This is a genomic window from Bradyrhizobium sp. (assembly GCF_035652035.1).
Taxonomy (GTDB): domain Bacteria; phylum Pseudomonadota; class Alphaproteobacteria; order Rhizobiales; family Xanthobacteraceae; genus Bradyrhizobium.
Window position 1 is genome coordinate 14284 of sequence record NZ_DASREO010000077.1, and the last position, 26534, is coordinate 40817.

Annotated in this window: 26 protein-coding genes; 14 read left to right on the forward strand and 12 right to left on the reverse strand. The window is 63.7% G+C overall.

From position 1 onward, the window contains the following. The first annotated feature begins 55 nt into the window (after positions 1-55). Genes nadA through VFB05_RS20955 form a run of 3 tightly spaced genes read left to right on the forward strand, consistent with a single transcriptional unit; the run spans position 56 to position 2222 of the window. On the forward strand, positions 56-1039 hold the full coding sequence (gene nadA / locus VFB05_RS20945; protein ID WP_325015696.1) for a quinolinate synthase NadA: 984 nt from the start codon (positions 56-58) through the stop codon (positions 1037-1039). Further along, positions 1036-1911: a carboxylating nicotinate-nucleotide diphosphorylase gene (nadC, locus tag VFB05_RS20950; protein ID WP_325015699.1), complete on the forward strand. Its 876-nt coding sequence runs from the start codon at positions 1036-1038 to the stop codon at positions 1909-1911. Before nadA ends, nadC begins: the two co-directional genes overlap by 4 nt. Beyond that, on the forward strand, positions 1908-2222 hold the full coding sequence (locus VFB05_RS20955) for a monooxygenase (protein WP_325015701.1): 315 nt from the start codon (positions 1908-1910) through the stop codon (positions 2220-2222). The genes nadC and VFB05_RS20955 overlap by 4 nt, the downstream gene beginning before the upstream one ends. 14 nt (positions 2223-2236) lie before the next feature. Here VFB05_RS20955 and VFB05_RS20960 read toward each other — a convergent pair whose 3' ends face one another. Both VFB05_RS20960 and VFB05_RS20965 read right to left on the reverse strand, forming a co-directional pair. After that, entirely contained in the window at positions 2237-2776 is a 540-nt protein-coding gene (locus VFB05_RS20960; RefSeq protein ID WP_325015703.1) for an adenine phosphoribosyltransferase, read from the reverse strand. 99 nt (positions 2777-2875) lie between these two features. Beyond that, the gene (locus VFB05_RS20965) at positions 2876-5032 is read right to left on the reverse strand and encodes an anthranilate synthase component I (protein ID WP_325015705.1); all 2157 of its coding nucleotides are present in this window, start codon (positions 5030-5032) and stop codon (positions 2876-2878) included. A 321-nt stretch (positions 5033-5353) separates the two neighbouring features. Here VFB05_RS20965 and VFB05_RS20970 point away from each other — a divergent pair, with 321 nt between their 5' ends. After that, a complete protein-coding gene (locus VFB05_RS20970; protein WP_325015707.1) occupies positions 5354-6349 on the forward strand; it encodes a VOC family protein in 996 nt (331 codons plus the stop codon). Between the two features lie 35 nt (positions 6350-6384). On the opposite strand, the gene VFB05_RS20975 is transcribed toward VFB05_RS20970, so the two are convergent. The 5 genes from VFB05_RS20975 to petA form a co-directional block, all read right to left on the reverse strand. Continuing rightward, a complete protein-coding gene (locus VFB05_RS20975; RefSeq protein WP_325015709.1) occupies positions 6385-6837 on the reverse strand; it encodes a hypothetical protein in 453 nt (150 codons plus the stop codon). A 65-nt stretch (positions 6838-6902) separates the two neighbouring features. After that, entirely contained in the window at positions 6903-7805 is a 903-nt protein-coding gene (locus VFB05_RS20980) for an NAD-dependent epimerase/dehydratase family protein (RefSeq protein WP_325015711.1), read from the reverse strand. Between the two features lie 11 nt (positions 7806-7816). Continuing rightward, a complete protein-coding gene (locus tag VFB05_RS20985) occupies positions 7817-8491 on the reverse strand; it encodes a dienelactone hydrolase family protein (protein ID WP_325015713.1) in 675 nt (224 codons plus the stop codon). 181 nt (positions 8492-8672) lie between these two features. Continuing rightward, positions 8673-10733 carry a cytochrome c1 gene (locus VFB05_RS20990; protein ID WP_325015715.1) on the reverse strand — a complete coding sequence of 687 codons (2061 nt, stop codon included), beginning with the start codon at positions 10731-10733 and terminating at the stop codon, positions 8673-8675. 61 nt (positions 10734-10794) lie between these two features. Further along, positions 10795-11325 (reverse strand): ubiquinol-cytochrome c reductase iron-sulfur subunit, encoded by a 531-nt coding sequence (gene petA / locus VFB05_RS20995; protein WP_325015717.1) that lies wholly within the window; start codon positions 11323-11325, stop codon positions 10795-10797. A 402-nt stretch (positions 11326-11727) separates the two neighbouring features. Between petA and VFB05_RS21000 the strand changes: the two genes are divergently transcribed. Next, the gene (locus VFB05_RS21000; RefSeq protein WP_325015719.1) at positions 11728-12195 is read left to right on the forward strand and encodes a tRNA (cytidine(34)-2'-O)-methyltransferase; all 468 of its coding nucleotides are present in this window, start codon (positions 11728-11730) and stop codon (positions 12193-12195) included. Positions 12196-12205: 10 nt separating this feature from the next. Continuing rightward, on the forward strand, positions 12206-13093 hold the full coding sequence (gene hemF / locus VFB05_RS21005) for an oxygen-dependent coproporphyrinogen oxidase (RefSeq protein WP_325015721.1): 888 nt from the start codon (positions 12206-12208) through the stop codon (positions 13091-13093). A gap of 12 nt (positions 13094-13105) precedes the next feature. On the opposite strand, the gene VFB05_RS21010 is transcribed toward hemF, so the two are convergent. The 5 genes from VFB05_RS21010 to VFB05_RS21030 form a co-directional block, all read right to left on the reverse strand. Next, positions 13106-13873, reverse strand: a complete 768-nt coding sequence (locus tag VFB05_RS21010) for a TSUP family transporter (RefSeq protein WP_325015723.1) — start codon at positions 13871-13873, stop codon at positions 13106-13108. After that, positions 13870-15120, reverse strand: a complete 1251-nt coding sequence (locus VFB05_RS21015; protein ID WP_325015725.1) for a CCA tRNA nucleotidyltransferase — start codon at positions 15118-15120, stop codon at positions 13870-13872. Before VFB05_RS21015 ends, VFB05_RS21010 begins: the two co-directional genes overlap by 4 nt. Then, a complete protein-coding gene (locus tag VFB05_RS21020) occupies positions 15117-15380 on the reverse strand; it encodes a DUF6111 family protein (RefSeq protein ID WP_325015727.1) in 264 nt (87 codons plus the stop codon). The genes VFB05_RS21015 and VFB05_RS21020 overlap by 4 nt, the downstream gene beginning before the upstream one ends. After that, positions 15377-16036, reverse strand: coding sequence for a CoA pyrophosphatase (locus VFB05_RS21025; RefSeq protein ID WP_414643230.1), 660 nt, complete (start codon positions 16034-16036; stop codon positions 15377-15379). Before VFB05_RS21025 ends, VFB05_RS21020 begins: the two co-directional genes overlap by 4 nt. Positions 16037-16212: 176 nt before the next feature. Further along, positions 16213-16821, reverse strand: coding sequence for a DUF1285 domain-containing protein (locus tag VFB05_RS21030; RefSeq protein WP_325015805.1), 609 nt, complete (start codon positions 16819-16821; stop codon positions 16213-16215). Between the two features lie 305 nt (positions 16822-17126). Here VFB05_RS21030 and VFB05_RS21035 point away from each other — a divergent pair, with 305 nt between their 5' ends. The 8 genes from VFB05_RS21035 (at position 17127) to VFB05_RS21070 (ending at position 26525) form a co-directional block, all read left to right on the forward strand. Beyond that, positions 17127-18131, forward strand: coding sequence for a MoxR family ATPase (locus VFB05_RS21035; RefSeq protein WP_325015732.1), 1005 nt, complete (start codon positions 17127-17129; stop codon positions 18129-18131). After that, positions 18131-19075: a DUF58 domain-containing protein gene (locus tag VFB05_RS21040; protein WP_325015734.1), complete on the forward strand. Its 945-nt coding sequence runs from the start codon at positions 18131-18133 to the stop codon at positions 19073-19075. The genes VFB05_RS21035 and VFB05_RS21040 overlap by 1 nt, the downstream gene beginning before the upstream one ends. Continuing rightward, a complete protein-coding gene (locus VFB05_RS21045; RefSeq protein WP_325015807.1) occupies positions 19075-21879 on the forward strand; it encodes a DUF4159 domain-containing protein in 2805 nt (934 codons plus the stop codon). The genes VFB05_RS21040 and VFB05_RS21045 overlap by 1 nt, the downstream gene beginning before the upstream one ends. Before the next feature lie 28 nt (positions 21880-21907). Next, a complete protein-coding gene (locus tag VFB05_RS21050) occupies positions 21908-23971 on the forward strand; it encodes a hypothetical protein (protein WP_325015736.1) in 2064 nt (687 codons plus the stop codon). Between the two features lie 73 nt (positions 23972-24044). Beyond that, positions 24045-24398 (forward strand): DUF2946 family protein, encoded by a 354-nt coding sequence (locus tag VFB05_RS21055; protein WP_325015738.1) that lies wholly within the window; start codon positions 24045-24047, stop codon positions 24396-24398. A gap of 165 nt (positions 24399-24563) precedes the next feature. Continuing rightward, positions 24564-25367 (forward strand): tonB-system energizer ExbB, encoded by an 804-nt coding sequence (gene exbB, locus VFB05_RS21060; RefSeq protein ID WP_414643231.1) that lies wholly within the window; start codon positions 24564-24566, stop codon positions 25365-25367. A 4-nt stretch (positions 25368-25371) separates the two neighbouring features. Further along, the gene (gene exbD, locus VFB05_RS21065; RefSeq protein ID WP_325015740.1) at positions 25372-25806 is read left to right on the forward strand and encodes a TonB system transport protein ExbD; all 435 of its coding nucleotides are present in this window, start codon (positions 25372-25374) and stop codon (positions 25804-25806) included. Further along, positions 25803-26525, forward strand: coding sequence for a TonB family protein (locus VFB05_RS21070; protein ID WP_325015742.1), 723 nt, complete (start codon positions 25803-25805; stop codon positions 26523-26525). Before exbD ends, VFB05_RS21070 begins: the two co-directional genes overlap by 4 nt. The last annotated feature ends 9 nt before the right edge of the window (positions 26526-26534 follow it).

Here is a 26534-nt window from a genome sequence, read left to right on the forward strand (position 1 = left end):
AAGACTTATTCTCAGGATCAGTATATCCATAATATACTCAAATGGAGTATAATTGATGCCAGACACCCTCACCGGGCCGGCGCGAGCCGCGGGCCTGTACGATCGCGTTCGCCGTGTAATCCCCCCTATCGAGTGGCAGACGTTTGAAGATGACATCGACGCCATCCTCGCGTTGAAGCGGCAACGCAACGCCATCATCCTTGCGCACAACTACCAGACCCCGGAAATCTTCCATTGCGTCGCCGATATCGTCGGCGACAGCCTTGCGCTGGCGCGCGAGGCGGCTCGGACCGAAGCCGCGATGATCGTGCTGGCCGGCGTGTCGTTCATGGCGGAAACCGCCAAACTTCTGAATCCGGACAAGACGGTGCTGATCCCCGACCTCGAGGCCGGCTGCTCGCTCGCCGAATCGATCACGCTCGCGGACGTGCGCCTGATGCGCAGCCGATATCCTGATGTGCCCGTTGTCGCCTATGTCAACACCTCCGCCGCCGTGAAGGCAGAAGCTGACATCTGCTGCACCTCGGGCAATGCGCGCGCCGTTGTCGAGTCCCTTGGCGTCGATCGCGTGATCATGCTCCCCGACGAATATCTGGCCCGTAATGTTGCCAGCGAGACCGACGTGGAGATCATCGCCTGGAGCGGCCACTGCGAAGTGCACGAGCGCTTCACGCCGGCCGAGATCGCCGAATTGCGGGAAGCCCACCCGGGGGTCGTGGTCCTCGCGCACCCCGAGTGTCCACCCGAGGTCGTGGCGGCGGCCGATTTCGCAGGCTCGACAGCGGCGATGTCCGACTATGTCGAAAAGCGGCGCCCGGCACGCGTCTTGCTGCTGACCGAATGTTCGATGAGCGACAACGTGGCTGCGCAATATCCCGGCATCGATTTCGTCCGCCCCTGCAATCTGTGTCCGCACATGAAACGGATCACGCTGTCCAATATTCGCAACGCGCTCAAGACCGGCCGGCATGCGGTCACGGTCGATCCAGCCATCGCCAACAAGGCGCGCCGCGCCGTCGAAAGGATGCTCGCGCTATGACAACGCCACTTCCCCTCGCCCCAATGCCGACCATCATGATCGAGCCGTTGGTGCGCGCCGCGCTTCTCGAAGACCTCGGCCGCGCCGGCGATCTCACGACCAGTGCGATTGCACCTGTTGATCTGATGGTAACGGCCTCGTTGGTCGCGCGTCAGTCCGGCGTTGTGGCCGGTCTCGACCTGGTTGAACTCGCGTTCCGCTTGATTGACGAACGGGTCAAAATCGACCGCCAACGCCAGGACGGCGAAGCGATCGCGGCGGGAGACACGATTGCCGAAATCCGGGGGCCCGCGCGCGCCATCCTGACAGCCGAGCGAACGGCGCTGAATTTCCTCTGCCGCCTCAGCGGCATTGCGTCGGCAACCGCCGCGATCGTTGCAGCCGTCGCCGGGGAGAAAGCGCGCATCGTCTGCATTCGGAAGACGACGCCTGGGCTGCGCGCGATCGAGAAATATGCGGTGCGCGCCGGAGGCGGAGCCAATGGCCGCTTCGGCCTCGACGACGCCGTGTTCATCAAAGACAATCACATTGCGATTGCCGGCAGTGTCGCGACAGCGATCGAACGGGCGCGAAGCTACGTCGGCCACCTCGTCAAGATCGAGGTCGAGGTCGATACGCTGAAGCAGCTCGAGGAAGCGCTGGCGGTCGGCGTCGACGCCGTGCTGCTCGACAATATGACAGTCGAGCAGATGCGTCGCGCCGTGGAGATGACCGCCGGTCGCGCCATCACCGAAGCTTCAGGCCGCATCACCCTGGCAACCGCGCCCGCGATCGCCGCGACGGGCGTCGATCTGATTTCGATCGGGTGGCTGACGCATAGCGCGCCGGCGCTCGATATCGGATTGGACTTCCAGACAGGAGAGTTACCGTGATTACGACCATTACGACGTATCCGTTGCCAAAGCCGATGACGCAAGCGGAGGCCCGGCGCATGTTTCTGAGCACGGCGCCGGGGTACCGGGACGTAACCGGGCTTTTCCGAAAGTATTATTACCTGGCGGAAGACGGAAAGACGCTCGGCGGGGTCTATCTCTGGAATTCGCGTGTCGAGGCCGAAGCCATGTTCAACGACGAATGGCGCACCACCATGCGGGGGAAATACAACACCGATCCCTCAGTCGTTCATTTCGACTGCCCGGTCGTGGTCGACAATCTGTCCGGCGAGATTCTTTCGAACAAATAGTATGACGTCCGACGTCAGTGCCCCTCGAACGTCATCAGCGTTCGCACCGCGACATCCATCGCGCGCAGCTTGGCTGCGCCGCCGAGTTCCGGCAGGTCGACGATGAAGCAGGCCGCCACCACATTGGCGCCGATCTGGCGCAGCAACTTGACCGCGCCTTCAGCCGTGCCGCCGGTCGCGATCAGGTCGTCGACCAGGATCACGCGCTCGCCGGGGTGGATGGCGTCGACATGCATCTCCATTTCGTCGACGCCGTATTCGAGTGAGTAAGCGATGCGCACGGTCGTGTGCGGCAGCTTGCCCCGCTTGCGGATCGGCACGAAGCCGGCGGACACCTGATGCGCCATCGCGCCGCCGAGAATGAAGCCGCGCGCCTCGATGCCGGCGATCTTGTCGATCTTCGATCCGGCCCAGGGCTGCACCAGTTCATCCACGGCCCGGCGGAAGGCACGCGCATCGCCCAGAAGCGTGGTGATATCGCGGAACATGATTCCGGGCTTCGGGTAGTCCGGAATGGTGCGAACCGTGGCCTTCAGGTCGTATTCGGGACTCATGGTGACCTCTCAAATCCTTTTCGTCATTTTCAATTCACCGGCATTCAGCCTTTACAGGTGCATGATCTCGTCCGGAAAACCGGTATCCACTTTTCCGGATCATGCACGAAGCCGGAACGCATTTTCGACGATCCGCAGACCCACCTCGCCACCGAGCGACATCAGCGATTCCGGGTGAAACTGCACGCCGGCGACCGGCAACGTCTTGTGCTCGAGGGCCATCGCCACGCCGTCCTCGGTGCTGGCCGTTACCTGTAGCACATCGGGCATGCTGTCGCGCTCGACATAAAGCGAATGATACCGCCCGATGACGATTTCATTGGGCAGGTTCTGCATTAACCTTCCGCCCCTCACCTGCACCCGAGACGGCCGCCCATGCGCCGGCTGCTGCAACTGGCCCAATTGGCCGCCGAAATACTCGCCGATCGCCTGCACGCCGAGACAAACGCCGAAGATCGGCAGCCTCTTGTCGAGCGCGGTGCCGATCGTCGCCGCAATATCGAAATCTTCCGGCCGGCCCGGTCCCGGCGACAGCACCAGCAGGTCGTAGCTCGCCTTGGCCAGCATCTGCTGCGCGTGGATATAGCGCACGACCGTCACGCTGGCGCCGACCTGACGGAAATAGTCCGCGAGCATATGCACGAAGCTGTCGTCATGGTCGATCAGGAGGACGCGCTTGCCCGAGCCGGTCGCATCGGGCGCAAAGTCCGAGAGCGGCTTTGGCGGATCGCCGCGCAATGCCTGAAACAGCGCCGCCGCCTTGACCTGGCACTCGCGATCTTCGGCCGCGGGATCAGAATCGAACAGACAGGTGGCGCCGACCCGCACCTCGGCGATGCCGTCCTTCATGCGGATGGTGCGGATGGTGAGGCCAGTATTGATGCTGCCGTCGAAGTTGACGACACCGATCGCGCCCGCATACCAGCGGCGCGGCGTGCGCTCATGGTCTTCGACGAACTGCATGGCCCACAGCTTCGGCGCCCCCGTCACCGTGACGGCCCAGGCGTGGGTCAGGAACGCGTCGAGCGAATCGAAGCCCGGCCGCAGCATGCCTTCGACATGATCGACGGTATGGAACAGCTTTGAATAGGTCTCGATCTGACGTCGCGCCAGCACCTTGATGGTCCCGGGCACGCAAATCCGCGCCTTGTCGTTGCGATCGACGTCGGTGCACATGTTCAGTTCGAATTCGTCCTTCTGCGAATTGAGCAGCTGCCTGATCTGCTCCGCATCGCCGATCGCGTCCGCGCCGCGCGCGATGGTGCCGGAAATCGGACAGGTCTCGATCCGCCGGCCGTCGGAGCGGACGAACATTTCCGGCGACGCCGAAACCAGAAATTCGCCGTCGCCGAGATTCATCAGCGCGCCATAAGGTGACGGGTTGATCCGGCACAGCCGTTGAAACACTTCGGCCGGCGAACGCTCGCACGGCTCGCCAAACAGCTGCCCCGGCACCGCCTCGAACAGATCGCCACGCGCAAACGCCGAGCGCGCCGTTTCCACCGTGGCCTGATACTCGCCCGGCGCATGATCGGCGAAAGCCTGCCGCGGTGTCCGCGCATAGACGCTCTCGGACGTGTCTCGTGACAACCCCTCCGACGATTGGCCGTTCCAGGCGAAATCGTAGCTCAAGACTGCGCCGCGCGCGGTGGCGCGGTCATAGGCAAGCAAGCGATCCGGCACGAACAATACGATGTCGCGCTGGTCGTCCTCTCGCGCGCGCTTCTGCACCAGATCTTCGATCTGGAACACGAGGTCGTAGGCAAAGGCGCCGAACAGGCCGAGCAGCCCATCTTCGTTCGAGCCGAACGCCGCAACAAGCTGGCGTACCAGCGACATGACGGTGGCTCGGCGGGTGCGCTGATCTTCATCGAGAGGCGCCTCGCCTCGCAGGATATGGCCGGCAAGACGGCTCGCGCTGCGTTCGGTGATGACGATGCTGGCGTCGCGCAGCACATCGCCCAAGAAAGCGATCAGAACTTCGCCGCGCGGGTTCAGTGCGGACAGCGAGAAATTCTCAGCTCTCGTCTGCAGTTGCAACGGCGGATCGGCAAAGCCAAGATCGAAGCTGTCGTAGCGGCCCGGCACGGTCGTGCCCGACGACAGCACCACGCCGCGACGGGTATCGAGCAGCTTGATCAAGTCGTCGAGCCTGCTGGCGCCGCCGGAAAAATGCTCGACCGAGCGGGCAATCAAAAGGCCGCCGCGGGTCCGGTATTCGCTTTTTTCAGGCAGGGAAAAGACAGTCCTGTTCATGTGATCCTCTTAACCAGACTTGCGGAGGGAACGCCACACAGGACAAACGAAAGCCGCCTGCGATGGCGGCCCTGGAAACGATAAAAGTTAACGACAAATCGCACCGGCCACCTCTTTAGGAGGGGCGCCACCAACGACGACAGACGGGAACAGCGGTGCTCATGGCCGACGTACTCACCATGGCCGGGCCGCAACGTCAAGGGCGAACCGCGCCGGGTGACCTCACGGAAGGATGAGCGCGATGCACGCAGAACGGCTCGCGCAGGGGAGGAAACCGGCTTAGGCTTCGCCCAAGCCAAAAGGAAACAGCGGGAGGCTATCGTGTCATTGCAAGCATTGGGCTATGTCGGTTTCGGCTCGACCGCTCTGGACGATTGGCGGCAGTTCGGCACATCGCTGGTCGGCTGGCAGGCCATCGAGCGCGGCAATTCCATGCTCGCCTTCCGGATGGACGACCGCAAGCAACGCGTCATGATCGATCGCGCGATGGGAGACGGCGCGCGCTTCTTCGGCTGGGAAGTCGAGAATGGCGCTGCGCTGGATGCGCTGGCCGCGCGGCTGGAAGCGGCCAAGGTGAAGGTCAGCGCCGAGCCGCAGGCGCTCGCGGATGCACGGCGGGTGCGCGCGCTGATTTCTTTCTCTGATCCCGCCGGCAACCGGCTTGAAGCCTTCCATGGCGCCGAAATCGACGCGACGCCGTTTTCGCCGGGCCGCTCGATTTCAGGCTTTCGCACCGGCGCGCTGGGCCTCGGCCATATCGTGCTGACGGTCGAACGCCTCGACGACGTGATGCCGTTCTATGTCGACCTGCTCGGCTTCCGTCTCTCCGACTACATCGAAAAACCGTTCCGCGCCTACTTCTTCCACGTCAATCCGCGCCATCACTCGCTCGCCCTGATCGAAACCGGCAGGAACGGCGTGCATCACCTGATGGTGGAATTGTTTTCGCTCGACGACGTCGGCCAGGCTTACGACATCGCGCTCGCGGAAGAACGCGTGAACGTCACGCTCGGACGTCACACCAACGATCTCATGACCTCGTTCTATGCGAAGACGCCCTCGTCGTTCATGGTCGAATGTGGCTGGGGCGGCCGCGTGGTCGACCCCGTTAGCTGGCAACCCTTCGAGATGCATCAAGGCCCGAGCCTGTGGGGCCATGAGCGGATGTGGCTTTCCGAAGAGGATCGCAAGACGGCGCGCGACATGCGGATGCAAGCAGCGTCAGACGGCTTGCGTGCGCCGGTTCAGGTGATCGACGGCAACTATCATCTGATGTCGGGCACCTGTCCGTGGTGGGACGGGGTGCGCAAGGGATAGCCGACAGCATTCTGCTGCGTCAGCAGAAGCCTCTCTCATAGAGGAGCAACCCAATCGGGTCGAATATCGACTTCGAGAGAGGAATCGCGAACCCATCTGGTAAAGGCGGCGAAGTCGGTGACGATGACGTTTTTGCCTTCCTGCCGAGTATATCTTGGATCGTGGCGCCGCCAGTACTCAATCACCCTTCGCGGCTCGCTGCTCATGTCTGCGTTGCCGCAACAATAGTTAGGTGGATCACCGAAATCCAGGGTTCGCGATCGAATCGCCTCAGCGATCGTTCCCGAACTCCAGTTGGCTCTTGAAAACGCGACGCGAAACGCGTGTTTGCAAACTTGGCACGTGACCTCTGCCAACGCCGCTTCGCCCGCGTAAATGTTTGCGAGCTTGCTGGGTGTGAACTCGCAGTAACGTGGGACGGCATATTCGTCAAACCAATGTGGCGCTTCGGTTATGCGAGAGAAGATATCATCGTAGCGCTGGTACACGTCGGGCTCCATTCACGGAGGGGCAGATCCAGCGCACCCTTAGCACGAGCTTCCAAGTTGCTAAACTACTCCCGATAACAGCCCTGCTCGATCTCCGCGATCAAGCTCCGCGCTTTCGCCTGCCAGGCGAGTTCGGCCCGCGCGCGTTTGGCGCGGACGCGGCTGTTGGAGGCCATGGTGTCCTCTGCCGTGCCCTCGCCCCAAACGGCTGCCGCCTCCTGCATCGACATCGCTGATGGCTCCCGGGCAAAGCCCAGCATGCGGTTGATGGCGACGCATACCTCGTGCATCGAATTCTCGCCGTTCTCGACGAAGTAAAACGCGCCCGGGCGCGCCTTGTCGATCGCGAGCGCGTAGAGCGTGACGAGATCGTCGATGTGCACGTTGGACCAGATGTTCGCACCCGGACCGGCATGCGCGGCATTGCCGCGCTTTTTCGCGAGCTCGATCAGGAGCGGCACTTGCGTGGAGTGCGGCTCGACGCCGAGCCCAGAACCATAGATCAGGCTCGGGCAGATAATGACAGGGCGGCAGCCGTTGTCGCGGTACGCGAGGATCTGCTTGTTCAGCGCCACGCGCGCGGTTCGTGCCGGCGATGGGGTGAACGGCGTATCCTCGTCGAACACCGCATCCGACCGCTCGCCGCTGCTGCGCGTGCCGACGATGCTCGATCCCGATGTGTGGATGAAGGGCTTGCCGCTGCCGGCGAGCGCACCGAGCAGCGCATCGACCGCGCCCTTGTGGTCGGCGCTCGCGGCATTGACGACGGCGTCGGCCTCGCGCGCGGCCTGCGCCAGTGTCGCTGCGTCATCGAGGGTGCCGATTAGCGGCGTGATGCCGCGCCCGCGGATCGCATCGGCCTTGTCTGGCGAGCGGACCAGCCCGGTCACCCGATGGCCGTCCGCGACCAGATGCGCCGCCACCGATCCGCCGATATAGCCCGATGCGCCCGTGCAGAAGATCTTCATTGCGGGGCGTGTCAGCCGAGATGCTTGTGCAGGTACTCCGTCGCGCGACCCCAGGCGAGTTCGGCTGCCTTGCGATCATGCACCGCCATGCGCTGCTCGTTGACGAAAGCGTGGTCGGCGTCATAGCGGAACAGCTCGAGCGATTTTCCGGCTTCCTTCATCGCCTTCTCGAAGCTGTCTACCACCTGCGGCGTGCACCAGTCGTCCTTGCTGGCGAAATGCGCCTGCAAGGGGATCTTCACGTCGGAAGGCTTGGCGGCGGCTTCCGGCGGAATGCCGTAGAACACGACGCCAGCGGTCAGTTCCGGAATTTTGGTGGCGCCGATGATCGTCACCGCGCCGCCGAGACAGAAGCCGGTGAGGCCGACCTTGGCGCCGTTACGTGCCAGGTATTGCACCGCGCCCCGCACCGTCTGCGTCGTCGCGTCCATGAAATCGAGCGAGTTCATCTCTTTGCCGGCGGCGTCGGTGTCGTGATAGGGCACGACCTTGCCCTTGTAGAGATCAGGCGCCAGCGCGTCGAAGCCGGCTCGCGCGAAGCGATCGCACAAGCCCTTGATCTGGTCCTGTAGCCCCCACCACTCCTGGATGACGACCAAGCCCGGCGCGTTGCCCTTCGCGGCATTGGCGAGGTAGCCGTTCGCTTCTTTGCCGTCAGGGCGTTTGAAAGTGATGATGGTGCCCATGTTTGCTCCTGTGGCTGTGCCTTGATTGGCGGCATTCTGTCCGCAGCGAATGGCCAGCGCAATCATCCAGGCTAACGCGCGGGATCGCCAAAACGCTAAAATCACCGTGAAGCCAATGATCTGAAGGCAATAAAAAAAGCCCCTTGCGGGGCTTTTTTCAGATTTGGCGTTAGATCAACGATCAGTGGGCGTCGGCCCAGACCTTCCGTTTCGTGAAATACATCAGGAAGGCAAAGATGATCAGGAACACGAAGACCTGCAGGCCGAGGTGCTTGCGCGCCTCCATCTGCGGCTCTGCCGCCCACATCAGGAACGTCGCGACGTCATGGGCGTATTGCTGGACAGTCGCGGGCGAGCCGTCATCGAAGGTGACCTGGCCGTCGGAGAGCGGCTTCGGCATCTTGATGGCGTGGCCCGGGTAGTACTTGTTGTAGTACGTGCCCGTGGGAACGGTGACGCCCGCCGGCGGCTTGTCCTCGAAGCCGGTCAGGATGCCGACGATATAGTTCGGCCCCTGCTCCTGGAACTGGGTAAAGAAGTCGAAGACGAACCAGGGGAAGCCGCGCTCATAGGAACGCGCTTTGGCCATCAGCGACAGATCCGGCGGCGCCTTGCCGCCGTTGGCGGCTGCAGCGGCCTGCTCGTTCGGGAACGGCGCCGGGAAATAATCGGCAGGCCGTCCGGGCCGCTCGAACATGTCACCGGAATCGTTCGGACCGTCCTTGATCTTGTACTCCGACGCGAAAGCCGCCGCCTGTGCCGCCGAATAGCCGGGACCGCCGGGATCGGCGAGGTTGCGGAACGCCACGTAATTCAGCGAGTGGCAGGCGGCGCAGACTTCCTTGTAGACCTTCAGCCCGCGCTGCAAAGCGCCGCGATCATATTTGCCGAAAGGGCCGGAGAACGACCATGTCTGCGCCGGCGGGTTGCTTTCCTCGGCAGCGCGTGCGTTCTGCGTCGAGCCCGCAACAAGACCGCCTGCGACCAGAAACGCGACCACTACCGAGGCAGCCGTCTTGCTGTACTTGGCGAGCACGTCATCGGCGATCGAATTGGGGACCGGCCGCGGCGTTTCGATGCGCGACAAGAGCGGCAGCAGGATCAGGAAGTAGGCGAAATAGCAGACGGTGAGGATGCGTCCGGCAATGACGTAGATGCCTTCCGGCGGCTGCGAGCCGAGATAGCCGAGCAGGATGCAGACCACGACGAAGATCCAGAAGAACTGCTTGGCGAGCGGACGATACTTGGACGAACGCGTCTTGGCGGTGTCGAGCCAGGGCAGGAACACCAGCACGAGGATCGCCGAGAACATCGCGATCACGCCCGCGAGCTTGTTCGGGATCGAACGCAGGATCGCGTAGAACGGCAGGTAGTACCATTCGGGCACGATGTGCGCCGGCGTCACGCCCGGATTGGCCGGAATGTAGTTGTCGGCATCGCCGAGATAGTTCGGCATGTAGAAGATGAACCAGGCGTAGAGCAGCAGGAAGCAGGACACGCCGAACATGTCCTTGATCGTCGCGTACGGCGTGAACGGCACCGTGTCCTTTTCGGTCTTGGCTTCGACGCCGGCCGGATTGTTCTGGCCCGCGACATGCAGCGCCCAGACGTGCAGCACCACGACGCCGGCGATCAGGAACGGCAGCAGGTAGTGCAGCGAGAAGAACCGGTTCAGCGTCGGGTTGCCGACCGAGTAGCCGCCCCAGAGCAGCGTTACGATGCTGTCGCCGACATAGGGAATGGCCGAGAAAAGATTGGTGATGACGGTGGCGCCCCAGAAGCTCATCTGGCCCCACGGCAGCACGTAGCCCATGAAACCGGTCGCCATCATCAAGAGATAGATGATGACGCCGAGAATCCACAGCACCTCGCGCGGCTCCTTGTATGACCCGTAATACAGGCCGCGGAACATGTGGACATAGACGGCGAAGAAGAACATCGACGCGCCGGCGGCATGCATGTTGCGGAGCAGCCAGCCAAAGTTGACGTCGCGAACGATGTGCTCGACCGAGCTGAAAGCGAGATCGGCGTTCGGCGTGTAGTGCATCGCCAGGATCACGCCGGTCAGGATCTGCAAGCCCAGCATCAGCGACAGGATGGCGCCGAAGGTCCACCAGTAGTTCAGGTTGCGGGGCGTCGGATAGGCCACGAACGAGGAGTGCATGAGGCCGAAAATCGGAAGACGCCGTTCAATCCACTTGAGCGCGGGATTGGTTGGTTGGAAGTCGGATGGTCCGCTCATGTTGCGATCCCTAGGGAATTAAGACGACGCGACAAGGTCGAAGGGCGTGGCGCCCCTCACCTCAGCCGATCTGGATTTTGGTGTCGGAGACGAATTGATAGGGCGGGACGGGCAGATTGGCCGGCGCCGGCCCCTGGCGAATGCGACCCGAGGAGTCGTACTGCGAACCGTGGCAGGGGCAGAAGAAGCCGTCGTAGTTGCCTTCATGGGCGATCGGGATGCAACCGAGATGGGTACAGATGCCGATCACGACCAGCCAGTTGTCATGGCCTTCCTTGACCCGGGATTGGTCGCTCTGCGGATCCCGCAGGCTGTCGACGGCGACGCTCCGCGCCTCCTCGACCTGCTTCTTGGTGCGGTTCATGATGTAGATCGGCTTGCCGCGCCAGAACACCTTGATGTCCTGTCCCTCGGCAATCGGCGCCAGATCGACTTCGATCGGCGCGCCGGCCGCGATCGTGGCGGCATCCGGGTTCATCTGGGAAATAAACGGCCATAGCGAGGCCACCCCACCCACGGCGGCAAAAGCCCCGGTTGCTACGAAGAGGAAATCACGGCGTGTCGGATGCTCCGCCGAAGACGCTGTCGTCACGATTCCAAACCCTTTCATAAGCTGCAGCCGGAACCGCCCCGGTGACCGGGAGGCTGCCGGCGCCCGCGACCCCCGCGGCGGCAGAAAGACCGGCCTTTTCCGACCCCTATCGGCAAAAGATACAGTCCAGAATCGTTCTATTGGCACCCTTGCCGGAATAGCGCAAGCCCGCTATCGGCTGAGCGGCGTGCAATGCACTAATTACGCGCGGCACGGCGCTTTTTTGCATATTTCTGGTGTCCCGGTTCTGGCATCCGTATCTCGTCGCGAGCCGGGCCCCGTTTCGAAGGTCTGAAGCAAAGGGACACCGGCAAATATATGATTCTAGTGTGGCTTTGACTCTGGCGTTCCTTGTGAAACGGGCGTGACAGCGGCCAGTCAGGACACGGCGATTGGAATCGGATGCAGATCGCGCTTTACCAGCCCGACATTCCCCAGAACACCGGCACGATCTTGAGGCTCTGCGCCTGCATGGACGCGACCGCCCATATCATCGAGCCCGCGGGCTTTGCGGTATCCGATCGCAACTTTCGTCGTGCCGGGATGGACTATCTCGATCAGGTGAACTGGGTGCGCCACGATTCCTGGACGAAATTCGAGGAATGGCGCCGGCAAGGCGGCCATCGGCTGCTCCTGTTCACGACCAAGGGAGCCACCCCATATCTTGATTTTCGCTATCAGCCGTCGGACATCTTGTTATTCGGGCGGGAAAGCGCGGGCGTTCCTCCGGAGGTCGCCGAGGCCGCCGACGTGCGCCTCGTGATCCCGATCAAGCCTACTTTGCGCTCGCTCAATGTCGCGATGGCTGCGGCCATGGCATTAGGCGAGGCGCACCGGCAGACCGGAGCCGGACGGCCTCCGACAGATTAGGGCACGATCAATGGATGTTTCCAAGCTCGACGAACGCAAGGCCCGCGCAAGAGCCTGGTTCGAACGCTTGCGCGACGACATTTGCGCCGCGCTCGAGCGCCTCGAAGACGAGGCTCCGGCTGCGCTTTATGCAGGCAGCCCCGGCCGTTTTGTGCTGACGCCCTGGCAACGCACCGACCATACCGGCCAACCGGGCGGTGGCGGCGTCATGGGTATGATGCACGGACGGCTGTTCGAGAAAGTCGGCGTTCATTGCTCGACCGTTCACGGCGAGTTTGCGCCGGAATTCCGCGCCCAGATTCCGGGAACGTCAGATGATCCCGCGTTCTGGGCGACCGGCATTTCGCTGATCGCCCACCCGCGCAGTCCGCATGTCCCCGCGGTGCATATGAACACGCGCTTCATCGTCACGACGAAGGCGTGGTTCGGCGGCGGCGCCGATCTGACGCCGGTGCTCAACCGGCGGCGAACGCAGGATGATCCCGATACGGTGGCCTTCCACGCCGCCATGAAAGCCGCATGTGATGCGCATGCGGCTGTTGCGCCGTATGAAAAATACAGGAAGTGGTGCGACGAGTATTTCTATCTGCCCCACCGCAAGGAGGCGCGCGGCATCGGCGGCATTTTCTACGACCATCACGATTCCGGCGACTGGAATGCCGATTTCGCTTTCACAGAGGATGTCGGCCGCGCCTTTTTGAAAATCTACCCGGAACTGGTCCGGCGCAATTTCGCCGGCGCCTGGAGCGAGACCGACCGCGAGGAGCAACTGATCCGGCGCGGCCGCTATGTCGAGTTCAACCTGCTCTACGACCGTGGCACGATCTTCGGTCTCAAGACCGGTGGCAACGTGGATTCGATCCTGTCGTCCATGCCGCCGGAAGTGAAATGGCCTTGAGCCTTTCTTGAATCAAATCAGATGCCGTAACCCGGCCGACATCATGACGAGTCCGCCGGTGATCACGGCGGCATCGAGAATGGCCGCGTGGATGTGCAGAGGCATCCGCTCGACAAAACTTCTCGCAAAGAACGCGCCCGGCAGCGCGACGGCGCCGATCAGAAGCGCAAAGGCGATCACCTGAGGCGTCACGACACCGGCGAGGCCAAACACGGAGATCTTGATGACGCCAGTGGCAAGCGAAATCACGGCGTCGGTCGCGATCACGGCAGCGCCTTCGAGGCCCGACGCCATCAGCAGCGACAGCAGAATGACGCCCGAACCAGAGGTGCCGCCGACCACGACGCCATAAGCAACGGCGCTCAGGCCGAGTCCCGTTTCGTCGATCTTCAATTTCCGCCGCCGCGCAAAGCGCCGCAGTGGAACGCTCAGGATCAGCATGGAGCCGATCACGATCGCCGCACCGGCGCTGGTCAGCATCGTGTAGCCGTAAGCACCGAGCGCGGTCGTTAGCGCCGATGCCACGATCACGATGCCGGCGCGGCGGCGATCGGCGTAGCGCCGATAGGCGGCAGCGCGGCTGAAATTGCTGAAAATGGCCGATATCGCGATGATCGGCACCACCGGCTCCGCGCCGATCAACGGCACCAATACGAGCGGCATCAGCGCGCCGGTGCCGTAACCCGCCACACCGCCGACGACGGAGGCAAACAGGGCAACGCCGGCGACCAGCACGAGTTGGATAGCCGAAATGTCGGCAAAGCCGGACAGAAGATTCACGGCTTGCTGGTCAAGCGCGCCACGGCCTGATCGGCGATGGTATCTAGCGCGGCCTGGTCGAGCGGGAATTCCGCTGCGAGCCAGGCGTCCTCCGCCAATGCCAGCACCTGTCCGAGCTCTGGCCCCTGTGCAATGCCGCGCGCAAGAAAGTCGGCTGCTCGAAGCGGAAATTTCGGCGCCGTCCAGCGCGCCGGCAGGCTCGCCAGTTCTCGCCACGAGGTATCCTCGCTTCGCGCGCCCGATCGCGCCCAGGCCAGCAACAGCCGGTCGCGATAGCGCTCTTCACCGAGGCGATAGAGCCTGCGCCGCGCGCGCGCCTCGTCCATTCCGCCAAGCCGCCACCAGCGATGGCCCATGGAATCCAGCGCCTTGGTCTCAGCATTGGTCAGCCGCAGCCGCGAGGCCACGCGCCTTGCATCCTCCGTGACAGCGACCGCGAGCGCGCCGAGCCTGCGGATCGGATCGGGCGAAAGACCCAGCGCCTGTTCGATTCCGATGAGGGCCGCAAACGGCCCCGTGTAAGCGACGCCGCCGAAAATCGGCAGCGACAGGCCGCCCTCCACCATCGCTGTCACGCTGCCGGCCGCGCCGTCCGCGACCATCAACTTCAGGATTTCGAGACGGATTCGTTCTGCCGAAAGACCAATAAGTCCGGCGCGGCCGCCGATGCAGGCGAGATATCCGGCGCTATCCGGTTCGCCCGCGCCATAGGCGGCGTGAATCCGGAAGAAGCGGAGGATGCGCAGGTAATCCTCGGCGATGCGCTTTTCCGGCTCGCCAATGAAACGCACGCGCCGCGCCGCGATGTCATCGAGGCCGCCGACATAGTCGTGAACGTTGCCTTCCGGATCGACCGACAGGCCATTGACGGTGAAGTCGCGCCGCTCGGCATCGCGCACCCAGTCGCGGCCGAATGCCACCTTGGCCTTGCGGCCGAAGGTTTCGGTATCCTCGCGCAGCGTCGTAACCTCGAACGGCTTTGCATCGACCACGAGCGTCACCGTGCCGTGCTCGATACCGGTCGGCACGCACTTGATGCCGGCCGCCTTCGCGCGGCGCGCAACTTCTTCCGGCAAGGCCGTGGTTGCGATGTCGACGTCGCCAATGGGGAGATCAAGCAGCGCGTTGCGCACGGCGCCGCCGACCACGCGCGCTTCCTCGCCGTCGGTATTGAGCAATTTGAGCACGCGCGCTGCCGGGCCGGTCTTCAGCCACGGCGCGTTGTCCAATCGCCGCGCGCTCGTCATCGCTCGACCCCGGGAACGACCCTGCCGTTCTCGACATGCGCTGGAAAATAGGTCGAATCCGGCGGCGCGCCGGAGAACTGGGCGAGCAGGATCAGACTGACGAGAACGAGCAGCAGCGAGCCGACCAGCAATCGTCCAATGATCACCACGGGCCAGGAGGACGTTGCCAGCAATCCGGAACGGGTGGCGACCAGAAACAGAGCGTAGACCGCAAACGGGATCAGAAAGACTCCGATCTCGGTAAGGGCCGAACGGATCATGGGGTGAAGATCCGTTCGTACAGCACCCGCAGGATTCCGGCCGTCGCGCCCCAGATATATCGCTCGCCGTAGGGCATGGCGTAGAAAAAGCGCTCCATGCCGCGGAATTCCTTGCTGTGAAGCTGGTGGTTTGCCGGATTCATCAAGAACGCCAGCGGGACCTCGAACGCATCGTCGACTTCCGACGCGCTGATGCGCAACGTGAAGCCGGGCTTGACGCGGGCCACCGTCGGCAGGATGCGAAAGCCGAAGCTCGTTCCATAGAGATCGAGATAGCCGATCGGATCGATGAATTCGCGCGCCAGACCGACTTCCTCGCAGGCCTCACGCAACGCCGCATCGAGCGGCGAGGCGTCCGCCTTGTCGATCTTGCCTCCGGGAAAGGAAATCTGGCCGGCGTGCTCGTTGAGATGGGCCGAGCGCTGGGTCAACAGCACGGTCGGCTGCGGACGGTCGATCACCGGGATCAACACCGCTGCGGGGCGGATCGGCTGCTCGCGCGACAGAATCTCGAGCATCCGGTCGGTGCCCCGGTCGCCGCTCTCGGGAATCTGGTTCGGATCGGTCAGACCCGCGGGAATATCGAAGTTCAACCGCGCGTGCGCGCGATCGAAAAACTCCGCTGAACTGATTGTGGCGGGATCGTTTTCCGCCATCGCTTGATTCAAGGTAGTGCCCACTTTCCGAAGTTCGTGCTCCCTCGCAGCGCCCACCTTCACGAACTTCGGAAAGTTATGGGCACTACCAAACTTATTAAATCCAATACCGCTTTCGATCTGAAGTCCCCGAAAAAACCCGCAGCCCGCACCGCGGGGACTTCAGATCGGCGGTATTAGCCGCCCCTCACCACTTCCGCATCCGCCATCGCAAAGAATGCTCCTGACGATGCGACCCCGAACATCTCACGACCATCGACCATCCGCGCCTCGCCGATGTCAACCAGATCATAATAGAGCGCGCGTGTAACCTTTGCCCAAAGATCGGCACGGACATGCAGATAAGGCGTCAGCCCGCCCTCGGCAGAGGGCTCAAAACGCAGCGGATGCGCTTCATCGCACGCCACCCAGTCGTCCACATTGGTCCGAAAGCGCAAGGACCGGCCCTCCTCGCCCTGCTCCTTGACCATTTCGACCGCCAGGAACGGCGCATCGTCGACGCGAATGCCGACTTTTTCGACCGGCGTCACAAGAAAGTGCTTACCATCTTCGCGCTTGAGGATTGTCGAAAACAGCCGGACCAGAGCTGGGCGCCCGATCGGCGTCCCCATATAGTACCAAGTGCCGTCGGCGGCGATTCGCATATCGAGATCGCCGCAAAAGGGCGGATTCCAGAGGTGCACCGGAGGCAAGCCTTTTCCGGCAGCATTGCCATTCGCAGCGTCTTTTGCTGCGGCTGTGAGACCTTCAAGACTTTGAACCGGTTCCCGCCCTTGCTTCGCCATGGTTTGCCGTGAGTTTGAGCCTTGAGAATTGGAACAGTCGGGTTTCGGGACGCTTGGTTTTGGCACGATTGGTGCAAGAATCTGATCATTCGACGCTGGCAATGCGCGTCTGTCCTGAACGAATTCAACCGTATTCTTGCGGATCAAGTCGCCACATCGTGATGCGGTTCATACCCCTAAATGTCGATATTGTGGGGATAGTTTAATTCAACGGATACAGGGCCTTCGCGTGAGTTTAGCATGGACCCGACGAAATCGGCGGCCAACGAGCGGCGAACTTAAGGTTCAGGTTTAAGGAGAACGGAATGGCTGGCACTGACAGTGTCGAGAAACTCGAGGACGTCGTTGTCCGTTCGGCCGAACAAGTCGCGGGGCAGATCCGCGCCGCCAAAGAAGCGATTTCCACCGTTATTTTCGGCCAGGAACGGGTCATCGAAAACACGCTGGTCACGATCCTGTCCGGCGGACACGCGCTCCTGATCGGCGTGCCCGGCCTCGCCAAGACCAAACTGGTCGAAACCTTGGGCGTCACACTCGGGCTCGACGCCAAACGCATCCAGTTCACGCCGGACCTGATGCCGTCAGACATTCTCGGCGCCGAGGTGCTGGACGAGAGCAATACCGGAAAGCGCTCGTTCCGCTTCATCGCCGGACCCGTGTTCGCCCAGCTTCTGATGGCGGACGAAATCAATCGCGCCAGCCCCCGCACCCAATCCGCGCTGCTTCAAGCCATGCAGGAGCAGCACATTACGGTTGCGGGCGCCCGCCACGACTTGCCGAAGCCGTTCCACGTGCTCGCGACCCAAAATCCGCTCGAGCAGGAAGGCACCTATCCGTTGCCGGAAGCGCAGCTTGACCGCTTCCTGATGGAAATCGACGTCGACTATCCCGATCGCGATGCCGAGCGGCGCATCCTGTTTGAAACCACGGGCGCCGAGGAGACGCTGGCGAAAGCGGCGATGGACGCCGAAACATTGATCACGGCGCAGCGCCTGGTGCGCCGCCTGCCGGTTGGCGATTCCGTCGTCGAGGCGATCCTGTCGCTGGTGCGCTCGGCGCGCCCCGGTCCTGAAGGCGGCGAGGCCGGCAAGCTGATCGCCTGGGGCCCCGGCCCGCGCGCCAGCCAATCGCTGATGCTCGCCGTTCGCGCCCGTGCACTGCTTGACGGGCGTCTCGCGCCATCGGTCGACGACGTGCTCGACCTTGCCGAGCCGGTCCTCAAACACCGCATGGCGCTGACGTTCTCGGCCCGCGCCGAAGGCCGCACCATTGCCGACGTCATCAAACAGTTGAAAATGCGGATTGGCTGATGGCCGCAGCCACCGAGCACACCGCGAGGGAGGCAGTAGCAGTCCGACGTGCCGATGGCGAAAGCCGAACGCTCGCCGCATCGCTGCCGCGCCTTGTGCTGGAAGCACGGCGGATCGCAGCCAATGTCATTCACGGCCTGCACGGACGGCGGCGCGCCGGCGCCGGCGAAAGTTTCTGGCAGTATCGGCGCTTCGTGTCCGGCGAACCTGCCCAGCGCGTCGACTGGCGCCGCTCGGCGCGCGATGACCATCTCTACGTCCGCGAGCAGGAATGGGAAGCCGCCCACACCGTCTGGATCTGGCCGGACCGTTCGCCGTCGATGGCGTTTGCGTCACGGGAGGCGCGCGACAGCAAGCTCGAGCGCGCGCTGATCGTCGCCTTTGCGCTTGCCGAGCTTCTGGTCGACGGCGGCGAGCGAGTCGGCATCCCCGGCCTCGTCAGCCCGACCGCAAGCCGCAGCATCATCGACAAGATGGCGCAGGCGATGCTGCACGACGATGCGGCGCGCCTCAGCCTGCCGCCGTCCTTTGTGCCGTCGCCGCTGTCGGAAATCGTGGTGCTGTCGGACTTCTGGTCGCCGATCGAGGAGATCCGCGGCATGCTTGCGGGGCTGTCCGCATCGGGCGCGCACGGCACGATGATCCAGGTCGTCGATCCCGCCGAAGAAACCTTTCCCTATTCGGGACGCATTGAATTTGTCGAGCCGGAAGGCGGAAACATCATCATCGCGGGCCGCGCTGAAAGCTGGGCGAACGACTACGTCGCGCGCCTTGCGCTTCACCGCGAGCAAATCCGCCTTGAGACCGCCAAGCTCGATTGGCTGTTTTCCACCCACACCACCAGCCGCTCGGCGGCTGAACTGCTGCTGTTCCTGCATTCGGGCATGATGGTGAGCAAGGGAACTGCGCGCGGCGCCACAGTCAAAGCGGGGCGCAGCGCATGATCGCAGGTCTGCCGCTTTCCTTTATCGAACCGATGCTGCTGCTCGGCCTTTTGAGCCTGCCGGTGCTGTGGTGGCTGCTCCGCGTAATGCCGCCGCGGCCGCGGCGCATCGAGTTTCCGCCGACGCGGCTGTTGTTTGACATCGCCCCGAAGGAAGAGACGCCTTCGCGCACACCGTGGTGGCTGACGGCGCTGCGTCTCGCCGCCGCGGCTTTGGTCATTCTGGCTGCGGCGGGACCGATCTGGAATCCGCCGGTCGGCGCGACCACCTCGCGCGCGCCGCTCGCGATCGTCATCGACGACGGCTGGAGCGCGGCCTCCAGTTGGGATGCCCGCGTCAAGGCTGCGGACGAATTGATCGCAAATGCCGACAACGACCGGCGCGGCGTTGCGCTCATTCCGCTCTCGGAACCTGCGCGCGACATCGCCATCATGCCTGGCGGCACGGCGCGCGTGGCGTTGCGCCAGCTGTCGCCGAAACCTTATTCGATCGACAGGGCAGAAGCGCTTCCGATCATCGATCGCTTCCTGAAGGCGACCGGCGATTGCGAGATCGTCTGGCTGTCGGATGGTGTCGACAGCGGACACGGCGCCGAGTTCCTGCAGGGTCTGAAGAAAATCGTCGGCGACCGCGTCGTGACGGTGTTCGAGGGCGGAACGCCGCCCGCGCTCGCGCTTGCTGGGGCCGAAAATGCCGCCGCCAAGATGACGGTGAAGGTGCTGCGCGCCGGTGGCGACGTTGGCAGCGGCACCGTGCGCGGGCTCGACCAGAAGGGTTCGCCGATCGGGGAAGCGCGTTTTGCTTTTGCGCCCGGTGAGCGGGAGACCGAGGCTTCGTTCGACCTGCCGGTCGAATTGCGCAACGACATCGCGCGGCTGGAAATCTCTAATGAACGCTCGGCCGGTGCGGTGCAACTGCTCGACAAGCGATGGCGCCGCCGCGCCGTCGGCGTCGTCTCCGGTTCGAGCTCCGACACCGCGCAACCGCTGTTGGCGTCGACATTCTATCTCACCCGCGCGCTGGCGCCGTTCGCCGACGTCAGGCAGGGCGATCACGGCGCGCCGCAACAGGCGATCTCGCAGTTTCTCGATCAGAAGCTGCCGATGATGGTGCTGGCGGATGTCGGCACTTTGTCGCCGGAGCTTCGCGAGCGCATCAATGCCTGGATCGAACGCGGCGGCGTGCTGGTGCGCTTTGCCGGCCCGCGGCTGGCGCAAGCCGACGACGATCTGGTGCCGGTGAAATTGCGCCGCGGCGGACGCAGCCTCGGCGGCAGTCTGACCTGGGAAAAGCCGCAGCACCTTGCAGCCTTCGCATCCGATGGACCCTTTGCCGGGCTCGCGGTGCCGAAGGACGTCACCGTCAACCGGCAGGTCCTCGCCGAGCCCGACGCGGTGTTGCCGACAAAGAGCTGGGCGTCGCTGGAAGACGGCACGCCGCTCGTCACCGGCGAACGCCGCGGCAAGGGGCTACTCGCTCTGTTCCACGTCAGCGCCGACATGAAATGGTCCGATCTTCCGATGTCCGGCTCCTTCGTCGAAATGCTGCGGCGGATCGTCGACGTTTCCGGCTTCGCATCAGGCCCGGCTCCGGGCGCGACCAGCGACGCGAGCGCCGAGACGGTCGCGCCACTGCGCATACTCGACGGCTTTGGCGCATTCGGACCGCCGCCTTCGACGGCAAAGCCCCTTGCCGCCAATTTCCGCGATCGGGCGACGCTGGATCATCCGCCCGGATTCTACGGCCCGGCCGATGGGCCGCTTGCGGTCAACACGCTGGCGGCAACCGACCGCATCACGCCGCTCGATACGTCGGTCCTGAACGCGCGGCGGGCCAGTTACACCAATTCGGAGCCGCGCGATCTGCGCGGCATGCTGCTCGGCGCCGCGCTCGCGTTGTTCCTGATCGACGCGTTGGTAGTTGCCTTCCTCGGCGGCGGGATTGCCAGTCTGTTGCGGCGGCGCGCGGCGCCGGCGGCGCTCTTGCTCGCGCTGTTGTTGCCGCTCGGCCTGCCGTCGCCGACGAGAGCCGACAGCGCGGCCGACGAGTTCGCCATCAAGGCGACCACGCAGACGCGCCTCGCTTACGTCGTGACCGGCAATGCGGACGTCGATTCCATCGTCAAGGCAGGTCTGTCGGGTCTGACGCTGTTTCTGGCCCAGCGCACAGCGCTCGAGGCCGGCGATCCCGTCGGCATCGACCCTGCGCACGACGAGCTCGCATTCTTTCCATTGATCTACTGGCCGGTTGTTCCCGGCGCGGCGAAGCCGCCGCAGGAGGCGATCGACAAGATCGACGCCTATATGAAGCAAGGCGGCACAGTGCTGTTCGACACGCGCGATGCCATCGAGGCGCCGCCCGGCGACAACGGCGCATCGCAAACGCCTGGCATGCAAACGCTGCGGGAGATTCTTTCCTCGCTCGACGTGCCTGAGCTCGAGCCGGTGCCGCGCGAGCACGTGCTGACCAAGACGTTTTATCTGCTGCGCGACTTTCCCGGCCGGTTCGACACCGGGCAGACCTGGGTCGAAGCGTTGCCGCGCGACGAAGATGAAGACGCGGCCTCGCATCCGGCGCGCGGCGGCGATGGCGTTTCGCCGATCATCATTACGTCCAACGATCTCGCCGGCGCCTGGGCGATACGCCCCGACGGACAACCGATGCTGCCATTGACGCCGGGCGAACCGCGGCAGCGCGAATTTGCCTTCCGCGCCGGCGTCAACATCGTGATGTACACGCTGACCGGAAACTACAAGGCCGACCAGGTGCACGCCCCGGCATTGATCGAGCGGCTCGGACAATGATGACCGCGATCACGGACAGGTCCACGCCATGAACTACGGCATCGCGTTTACCCCGCTGATCCCCTCGCTTGTGCTCTGGACGGCACTTGTCGCGATCGTCATGATTGCGGCGTTGCTGTTCATCGGACGTCCGCGCGGCGCGTGGGTCAGGCTGCTCGCGCTGGGCTTGCTGTTGCTCGCGCTCGCCAATCCGTCATTCACCCGCGAAGAACGCGAGCCATTATCGTCGGTCGCCGCAGTGGTCGTCGACAAGAGCCCCAGCCAGAGCTTTGGCGATCGCACCAAGGAAACCGCCCGCGCGCAGCAGGCCCTGGTCGACACTTTAAAGAAAATTCCCGGCCTCGAAGTGCGCGTGGTCGAAGCCGGCCAGGCCGACGGCGAGACTGACGGCACCAAGTTGTTCGGCGCGGTGTCCTCCGTGCTCTCGGACGTACCGGTCGATCGCGTTGCCGGCGCCTTCCTGATCACCGACGGACGGGTGCACGACATTCCACCCAACGCCACCGCGCTCGGCTTTCAGGCGCCGGTCCATGCGCTGATCACCGGTCAAAAGAACGAGCGCGACCGGCGGATCGCAATCACGGCCGCGCCGCGCTTCGGCATCGTCGGCCAGGTGCAGACCATCACCTACCGGCTGGACGATCAGGGCGTCACCGGCCAGCGCGCCAAGGTCACGGTGCGCGTCGATGGCGAGACGCTCAACGAGCGCACGGTCACAAGTGGCCAGACCGTCAATGTCGACGTCGACATCAAGCATGCCGGCCAGAATATCGTCGAGATCGAGGCTTCGCCGCTCGATAGCGAGCTGACGCTCGTCAACAACCGCGCCGTGGTCGCAATCGACGGGGTGCGCGACAAGCTGCGCGTGCTGCTGGTGTCGGGCGAGCCGCATTCCGGCGAACGCACCTGGCGCAACCTGCTGAAGTCCGACGCCAGCGTCGACCTCGTACACTTCACGATTTTGCGCCCGCCGGAGAAGCAGGACGGCACGCCGATCAACGAATTGTCGCTGATCGCTTTTCCGACGCGCGAATTGTTCCAGCAGAAGATCAACGAATTCCAGTTGATCATCTTCGATCGCTACGCGCGCCAGGGCGTGCTGCCGATCGCCTATTTCGACAATATCGCACGCTACGTGCGGGCGGGCGGCGCGGTGCTGGTGTCGGCCGGTCCGGACTACGCATCCTCCACCAGCATCTGGCGCACGCCGCTGGATTCGGTGCTTCCGGCCGAGCCGGTCGGTGTCAGCGAGAAGCCGTTTTATGCCGTGCTCAGCGACTTCGGCAAACGCCATCCGGTGACGCGCGGCCTCGAAGGCTCGAACAGCGATCCGCCGCACTGGAGCCGCTTCTTCCGCGAGGTGGAGACGCGCAATGCGACGAGCCCGCCTGTCATCACGGGCGCGGACGGCAAGCCGCTGCTGCTATTGTCGCGCTTTGGCGAGGGCCGCGTTGCGCTGCTGCTGTCGGATCATATCTGGCTTTGGGCGCGCGGCTATGAAGGCGGCGGCCCGCATCTCGACCTCTTGCGGCGCATGTCACACTGGCTGATGAAGCAGCCGGATCTCGACGAGGAAGCGCTGCACTTGCAGGTTCACGGCCATGACCTCGTCGTGCAGCGTCAAACCATGGCCGACAGCGTTTCGCCTGTGACGGTGACCTCACCGTCCGGCGCCACCCGCGAATTGACCTTGAGCGCGGGCGAGCCCGGCGTGTGGACGGCGACGATGCCGGCCAACGAACTCGGCCTGTGGCAGGCGACTGACGGCACGCTGAAAGCGCTGATCAATGTCGGCCCGACCAACCCGAAGGAATTCTCCGAAGTCACCTCCACCACCGACACGCTCAAGCCGCTGGCGCAAGCGACCGGCGGTGACGTACAACGCGTCGTCAACGGCTCCAGCATCGATCTGCCGCGCATCGTGCCGGTTCGCGCCTCCAGCATTTTCCGCGGCGACGGCTGGATGGGCGTGAAAATGCGCGATGCCAGCGTCGTCCGGGGCGTCGGCGTCCTGCCGGTCTTTGCAGGCCTGATCGGCCTGTTGCTGCTGCTCGGCGCGTTTGCCGCGACCTGGGTGCGCGAGGGACGTTGAGCGCGGCCTAAACACGTTATAATATTCAGGTATTGCGCGGGGACCCTGATCCCCGGAGCGAGGCGTTTTTGGGATGAAGTGGTTTCGTTCGAACATCAGGCATGGCAGCCGGCTGGCGCTTCTCGCGCTGGCCGTTCAGTTTGCCCTGTGGTTCGGCCACGCCCACGGCCTAGCCGCGCAAGCGGCTCCGTCGATCCAATCCTCGCAGCATCAGCCGGCGCCCGGCCACGATTCCGATCAACATCCGGATGACTTTTGTGCGATCTGCGCCGCGGTCGCCCTGACAAGTTCGGCCATGGCCGCCGTGCCGCCGCCGCTACCGGTTCCGCAAGCTTTCGAAATCGCGCGCCTGCCAATCGGCGAGGCGATCGTCCATCCGCGCACCATGCGCGCGGCGTTTCAATCACGCGCGCCACCACTCTCCTGACATCGATCGGCCTTCCGCTGCAGCTAAAGGCGCGCCAAGCGACGCCGGTAGCTGTGGACGGAAAATAATTCAGCGCCAGCGACATGCCTCTCCAACTGGGAACAGAGGGCATTTGCCAGGCAGAAATCGATTCAGTGAAGAGAGAACAAGATGCAGCAAAGCACCATGAAGCATCAACGCGGCGGGATTTCGCATCGGCGAATAACCTACGTCGTGGCCGGCGCCCTTGCGGCCGGCGTCATGCTTCCGTCTTCCGCGCTCACCCAGGAAGCAAATCCACTGCTGCCGCACAACCTGTCGCCATGGGGCATGTTCCTCAATGCCGATATCGTCGTGAAAGCGGTCATGATCGGGCTGGCTTTCGCCTCGCTCGTCACCTGGACGGTCTGGCTCGCCAAGACCATCGAACTCCAGGCCGCAAGGCGGGCGGCGCGCCGTCGCCTTGCCATGCTGGAGCGTGGCGGCAGTCTTGCCGATGCCGCGCTCGCGTGCGCGAAGAAGCGGGACGCCGTCGCGCAGCTGATCCTCTCCACCGCGCGCGAGGCCGAGCTTTCCGATGGCATCGTCGACGACGGCTTCAAGGAGCGCGTCGCGCTGCGGCTGGAGCGCGTCGAAGCGGCAATGACGCGGCATCTATCGCGCGGCGTCGGCATACTTGCCACCATCGGCGCGACCGCCCCCTTTGTCGGGCTGTTCGGCACGGTGTGGGGCATCATGAATTCGTTCATCGGCATTTCGGAATCGCACACCACCAACCTCGCGGTGGTTGCGCCCGGTATTGCGGAAGCCCTGCTAGCAACCGCGTTCGGCCTTGTCGCGGCGATCCCGGCGGTCGTGATCTACAATCATCTCGCGCGCATGATCGGCGGCTATCGCACCCTGCTCGGTGACGCCTCCGCGCAATTGCTGCTGATCATCAGCCGCGGGCAACTGCGCCATACGGCGACGCTGCCGCGAGCGGCGGAGTAAGCCGATGGCCATGCGTCTTCCATCCGGTTCGAGCACCGACGAATTCGACGTACTGCACGAGATCAACGTCACCCCGTTTATCGACGTGATGCTGGTTCTATTGATCATCTTCATGGTCGCCGCGCCGCTCGCAACCGTCGACATCGGCGTCAACCTGCCGGCATCGACGGCGTCCGAGCAGCCGCGCCCCGACAAACCGGTGTTCGTCACCATCAAGTCCGACGCAACGATTGCGATCGGCGAGACCATCGTTCCGCGCGGCGAGCTTTCAAGCGCGCTCGACGCCGCCACCAACGGCCACAAGGACGAGACGATTTTCGTCCGCGGCGACAAGTCCATCAGCTATGGCGAGCTGATGGAGGTGATGAACGTGCTGCGCGACACAGGCCACCTGAAGCTCGCGCTGGTCGGCCTCGAGACACAAGCGGCAAAGCAATGAACGCGTTCGCGCTTTATCTGCCGGAACGGAACGGTGTGCCCCGATGGATGCTCGCGGGCATCACCATTCTCGCGGCGCATGCGGCCCTCATCAGCGCGATCGCATTCTGGTATGCGCGCCAGCCGGTCGAACAGAACATTCTACCGGCGATCGCCGTGACGCTGGCGCCGTTGGACGCCGCCGCGCCAACGCTCCAGGACCAGGACGTCGCCGTCGGACCGACCATGCAGGAGGCACCCGCGGTGCCAATGCAGGAGCGCAAGGTCGAGGAAAAGTCGACGGAAGAGGTGGTGCAGCCTCCACCGCCACCGCAGCAGGCAGAGGTGACACTGCCGCAAAAAGAGGCGAAGATCGAAAAGCCAGAGCCGATGCCCGTTACACCGGCGCCGGAGACGCGCGCGCTGCCGAAGAATGCGCGCATCGGCGAATTCACCGAGGCCGGCTCGAACGCCTATAACGCGCTCGTAGTCGGCCATCTTGAGAAATTCAAGCGCTATCCGAAGGACGCGCATGGCGCTTCCGGCACCGTGCTGGTGCGCTTCGCGTTGAACCGCGCAGGCGACGTGATTTTGAGCGAGGTGTCGAAATCCTCGGGCAACAACGTGCTCGATCACGAGGCGCTCGATATCCTGCATCGTGCCAGCCCGTTCCCGCCCTTCCCCGCTGCCAAGCCGGGCGCGCAGGAGAGCTACATCTGGCCGATGCACTTCGCGCGCTGATCAGTCGCG

What these genes read in the sequence shown, in the direction of transcription:
- VFB05_RS21040 (WP_325015734.1), top strand. Translation starts at nt 18,131, where the DNA reads ATGGCCGCAGCCACCGAGCACACCGCGAGGGAGGCAGTAGCAGTCCGA.
- VFB05_RS21030 (WP_325015805.1), bottom strand. Translation starts at nt 16,821, where the DNA reads ATGGCGAAGCAAGGGCGGGAACCGGTTCAAAGTCTTGAAGGTCTCACA.
- VFB05_RS21070 (WP_325015742.1), top strand. Translation starts at nt 25,803, where the DNA reads ATGAACGCGTTCGCGCTTTATCTGCCGGAACGGAACGGTGTGCCCCGA.
- VFB05_RS20960 (WP_325015703.1), bottom strand. Translation starts at nt 2,776, where the DNA reads ATGAGTCCCGAATACGACCTGAAGGCCACGGTTCGCACCATTCCGGAC.
- VFB05_RS21025 (WP_414643230.1), bottom strand. Translation starts at nt 16,036, where the DNA reads ATGGCGGAAAACGATCCCGCCACAATCAGTTCAGCGGAGTTTTTCGAT.
- VFB05_RS21055 (WP_325015738.1), top strand. Translation starts at nt 24,045, where the DNA reads ATGAAGTGGTTTCGTTCGAACATCAGGCATGGCAGCCGGCTGGCGCTT.
- hemF (WP_325015721.1), top strand. Translation starts at nt 12,206, where the DNA reads ATGGATGTTTCCAAGCTCGACGAACGCAAGGCCCGCGCAAGAGCCTGG.
- VFB05_RS20985 (WP_325015713.1), bottom strand. Translation starts at nt 8,491, where the DNA reads ATGGGCACCATCATCACTTTCAAACGCCCTGACGGCAAAGAAGCGAAC.
- VFB05_RS21000 (WP_325015719.1), top strand. Translation starts at nt 11,728, where the DNA reads ATGCAGATCGCGCTTTACCAGCCCGACATTCCCCAGAACACCGGCACG.
- VFB05_RS20990 (WP_325015715.1), bottom strand. Translation starts at nt 10,733, where the DNA reads ATGAGCGGACCATCCGACTTCCAACCAACCAATCCCGCGCTCAAGTGG.
- exbB (WP_414643231.1), top strand. Translation starts at nt 24,564, where the DNA reads ATGAAGCATCAACGCGGCGGGATTTCGCATCGGCGAATAACCTACGTC.
- VFB05_RS21035 (WP_325015732.1), top strand. Translation starts at nt 17,127, where the DNA reads ATGGCTGGCACTGACAGTGTCGAGAAACTCGAGGACGTCGTTGTCCGT.
- exbD (WP_325015740.1), top strand. Translation starts at nt 25,372, where the DNA reads ATGGCCATGCGTCTTCCATCCGGTTCGAGCACCGACGAATTCGACGTA.
- VFB05_RS20980 (WP_325015711.1), bottom strand. Translation starts at nt 7,805, where the DNA reads ATGAAGATCTTCTGCACGGGCGCATCGGGCTATATCGGCGGATCGGTG.
- VFB05_RS21015 (WP_325015725.1), bottom strand. Translation starts at nt 15,120, where the DNA reads ATGACGAGCGCGCGGCGATTGGACAACGCGCCGTGGCTGAAGACCGGC.
- VFB05_RS21020 (WP_325015727.1), bottom strand. Translation starts at nt 15,380, where the DNA reads ATGATCCGTTCGGCCCTTACCGAGATCGGAGTCTTTCTGATCCCGTTT.
- nadA (WP_325015696.1), top strand. Translation starts at nt 56, where the DNA reads ATGCCAGACACCCTCACCGGGCCGGCGCGAGCCGCGGGCCTGTACGAT.
- VFB05_RS21050 (WP_325015736.1), top strand. Translation starts at nt 21,908, where the DNA reads ATGAACTACGGCATCGCGTTTACCCCGCTGATCCCCTCGCTTGTGCTC.
- nadC (WP_325015699.1), top strand. Translation starts at nt 1,036, where the DNA reads ATGACAACGCCACTTCCCCTCGCCCCAATGCCGACCATCATGATCGAG.
- VFB05_RS20965 (WP_325015705.1), bottom strand. Translation starts at nt 5,032, where the DNA reads ATGAACAGGACTGTCTTTTCCCTGCCTGAAAAAAGCGAATACCGGACC.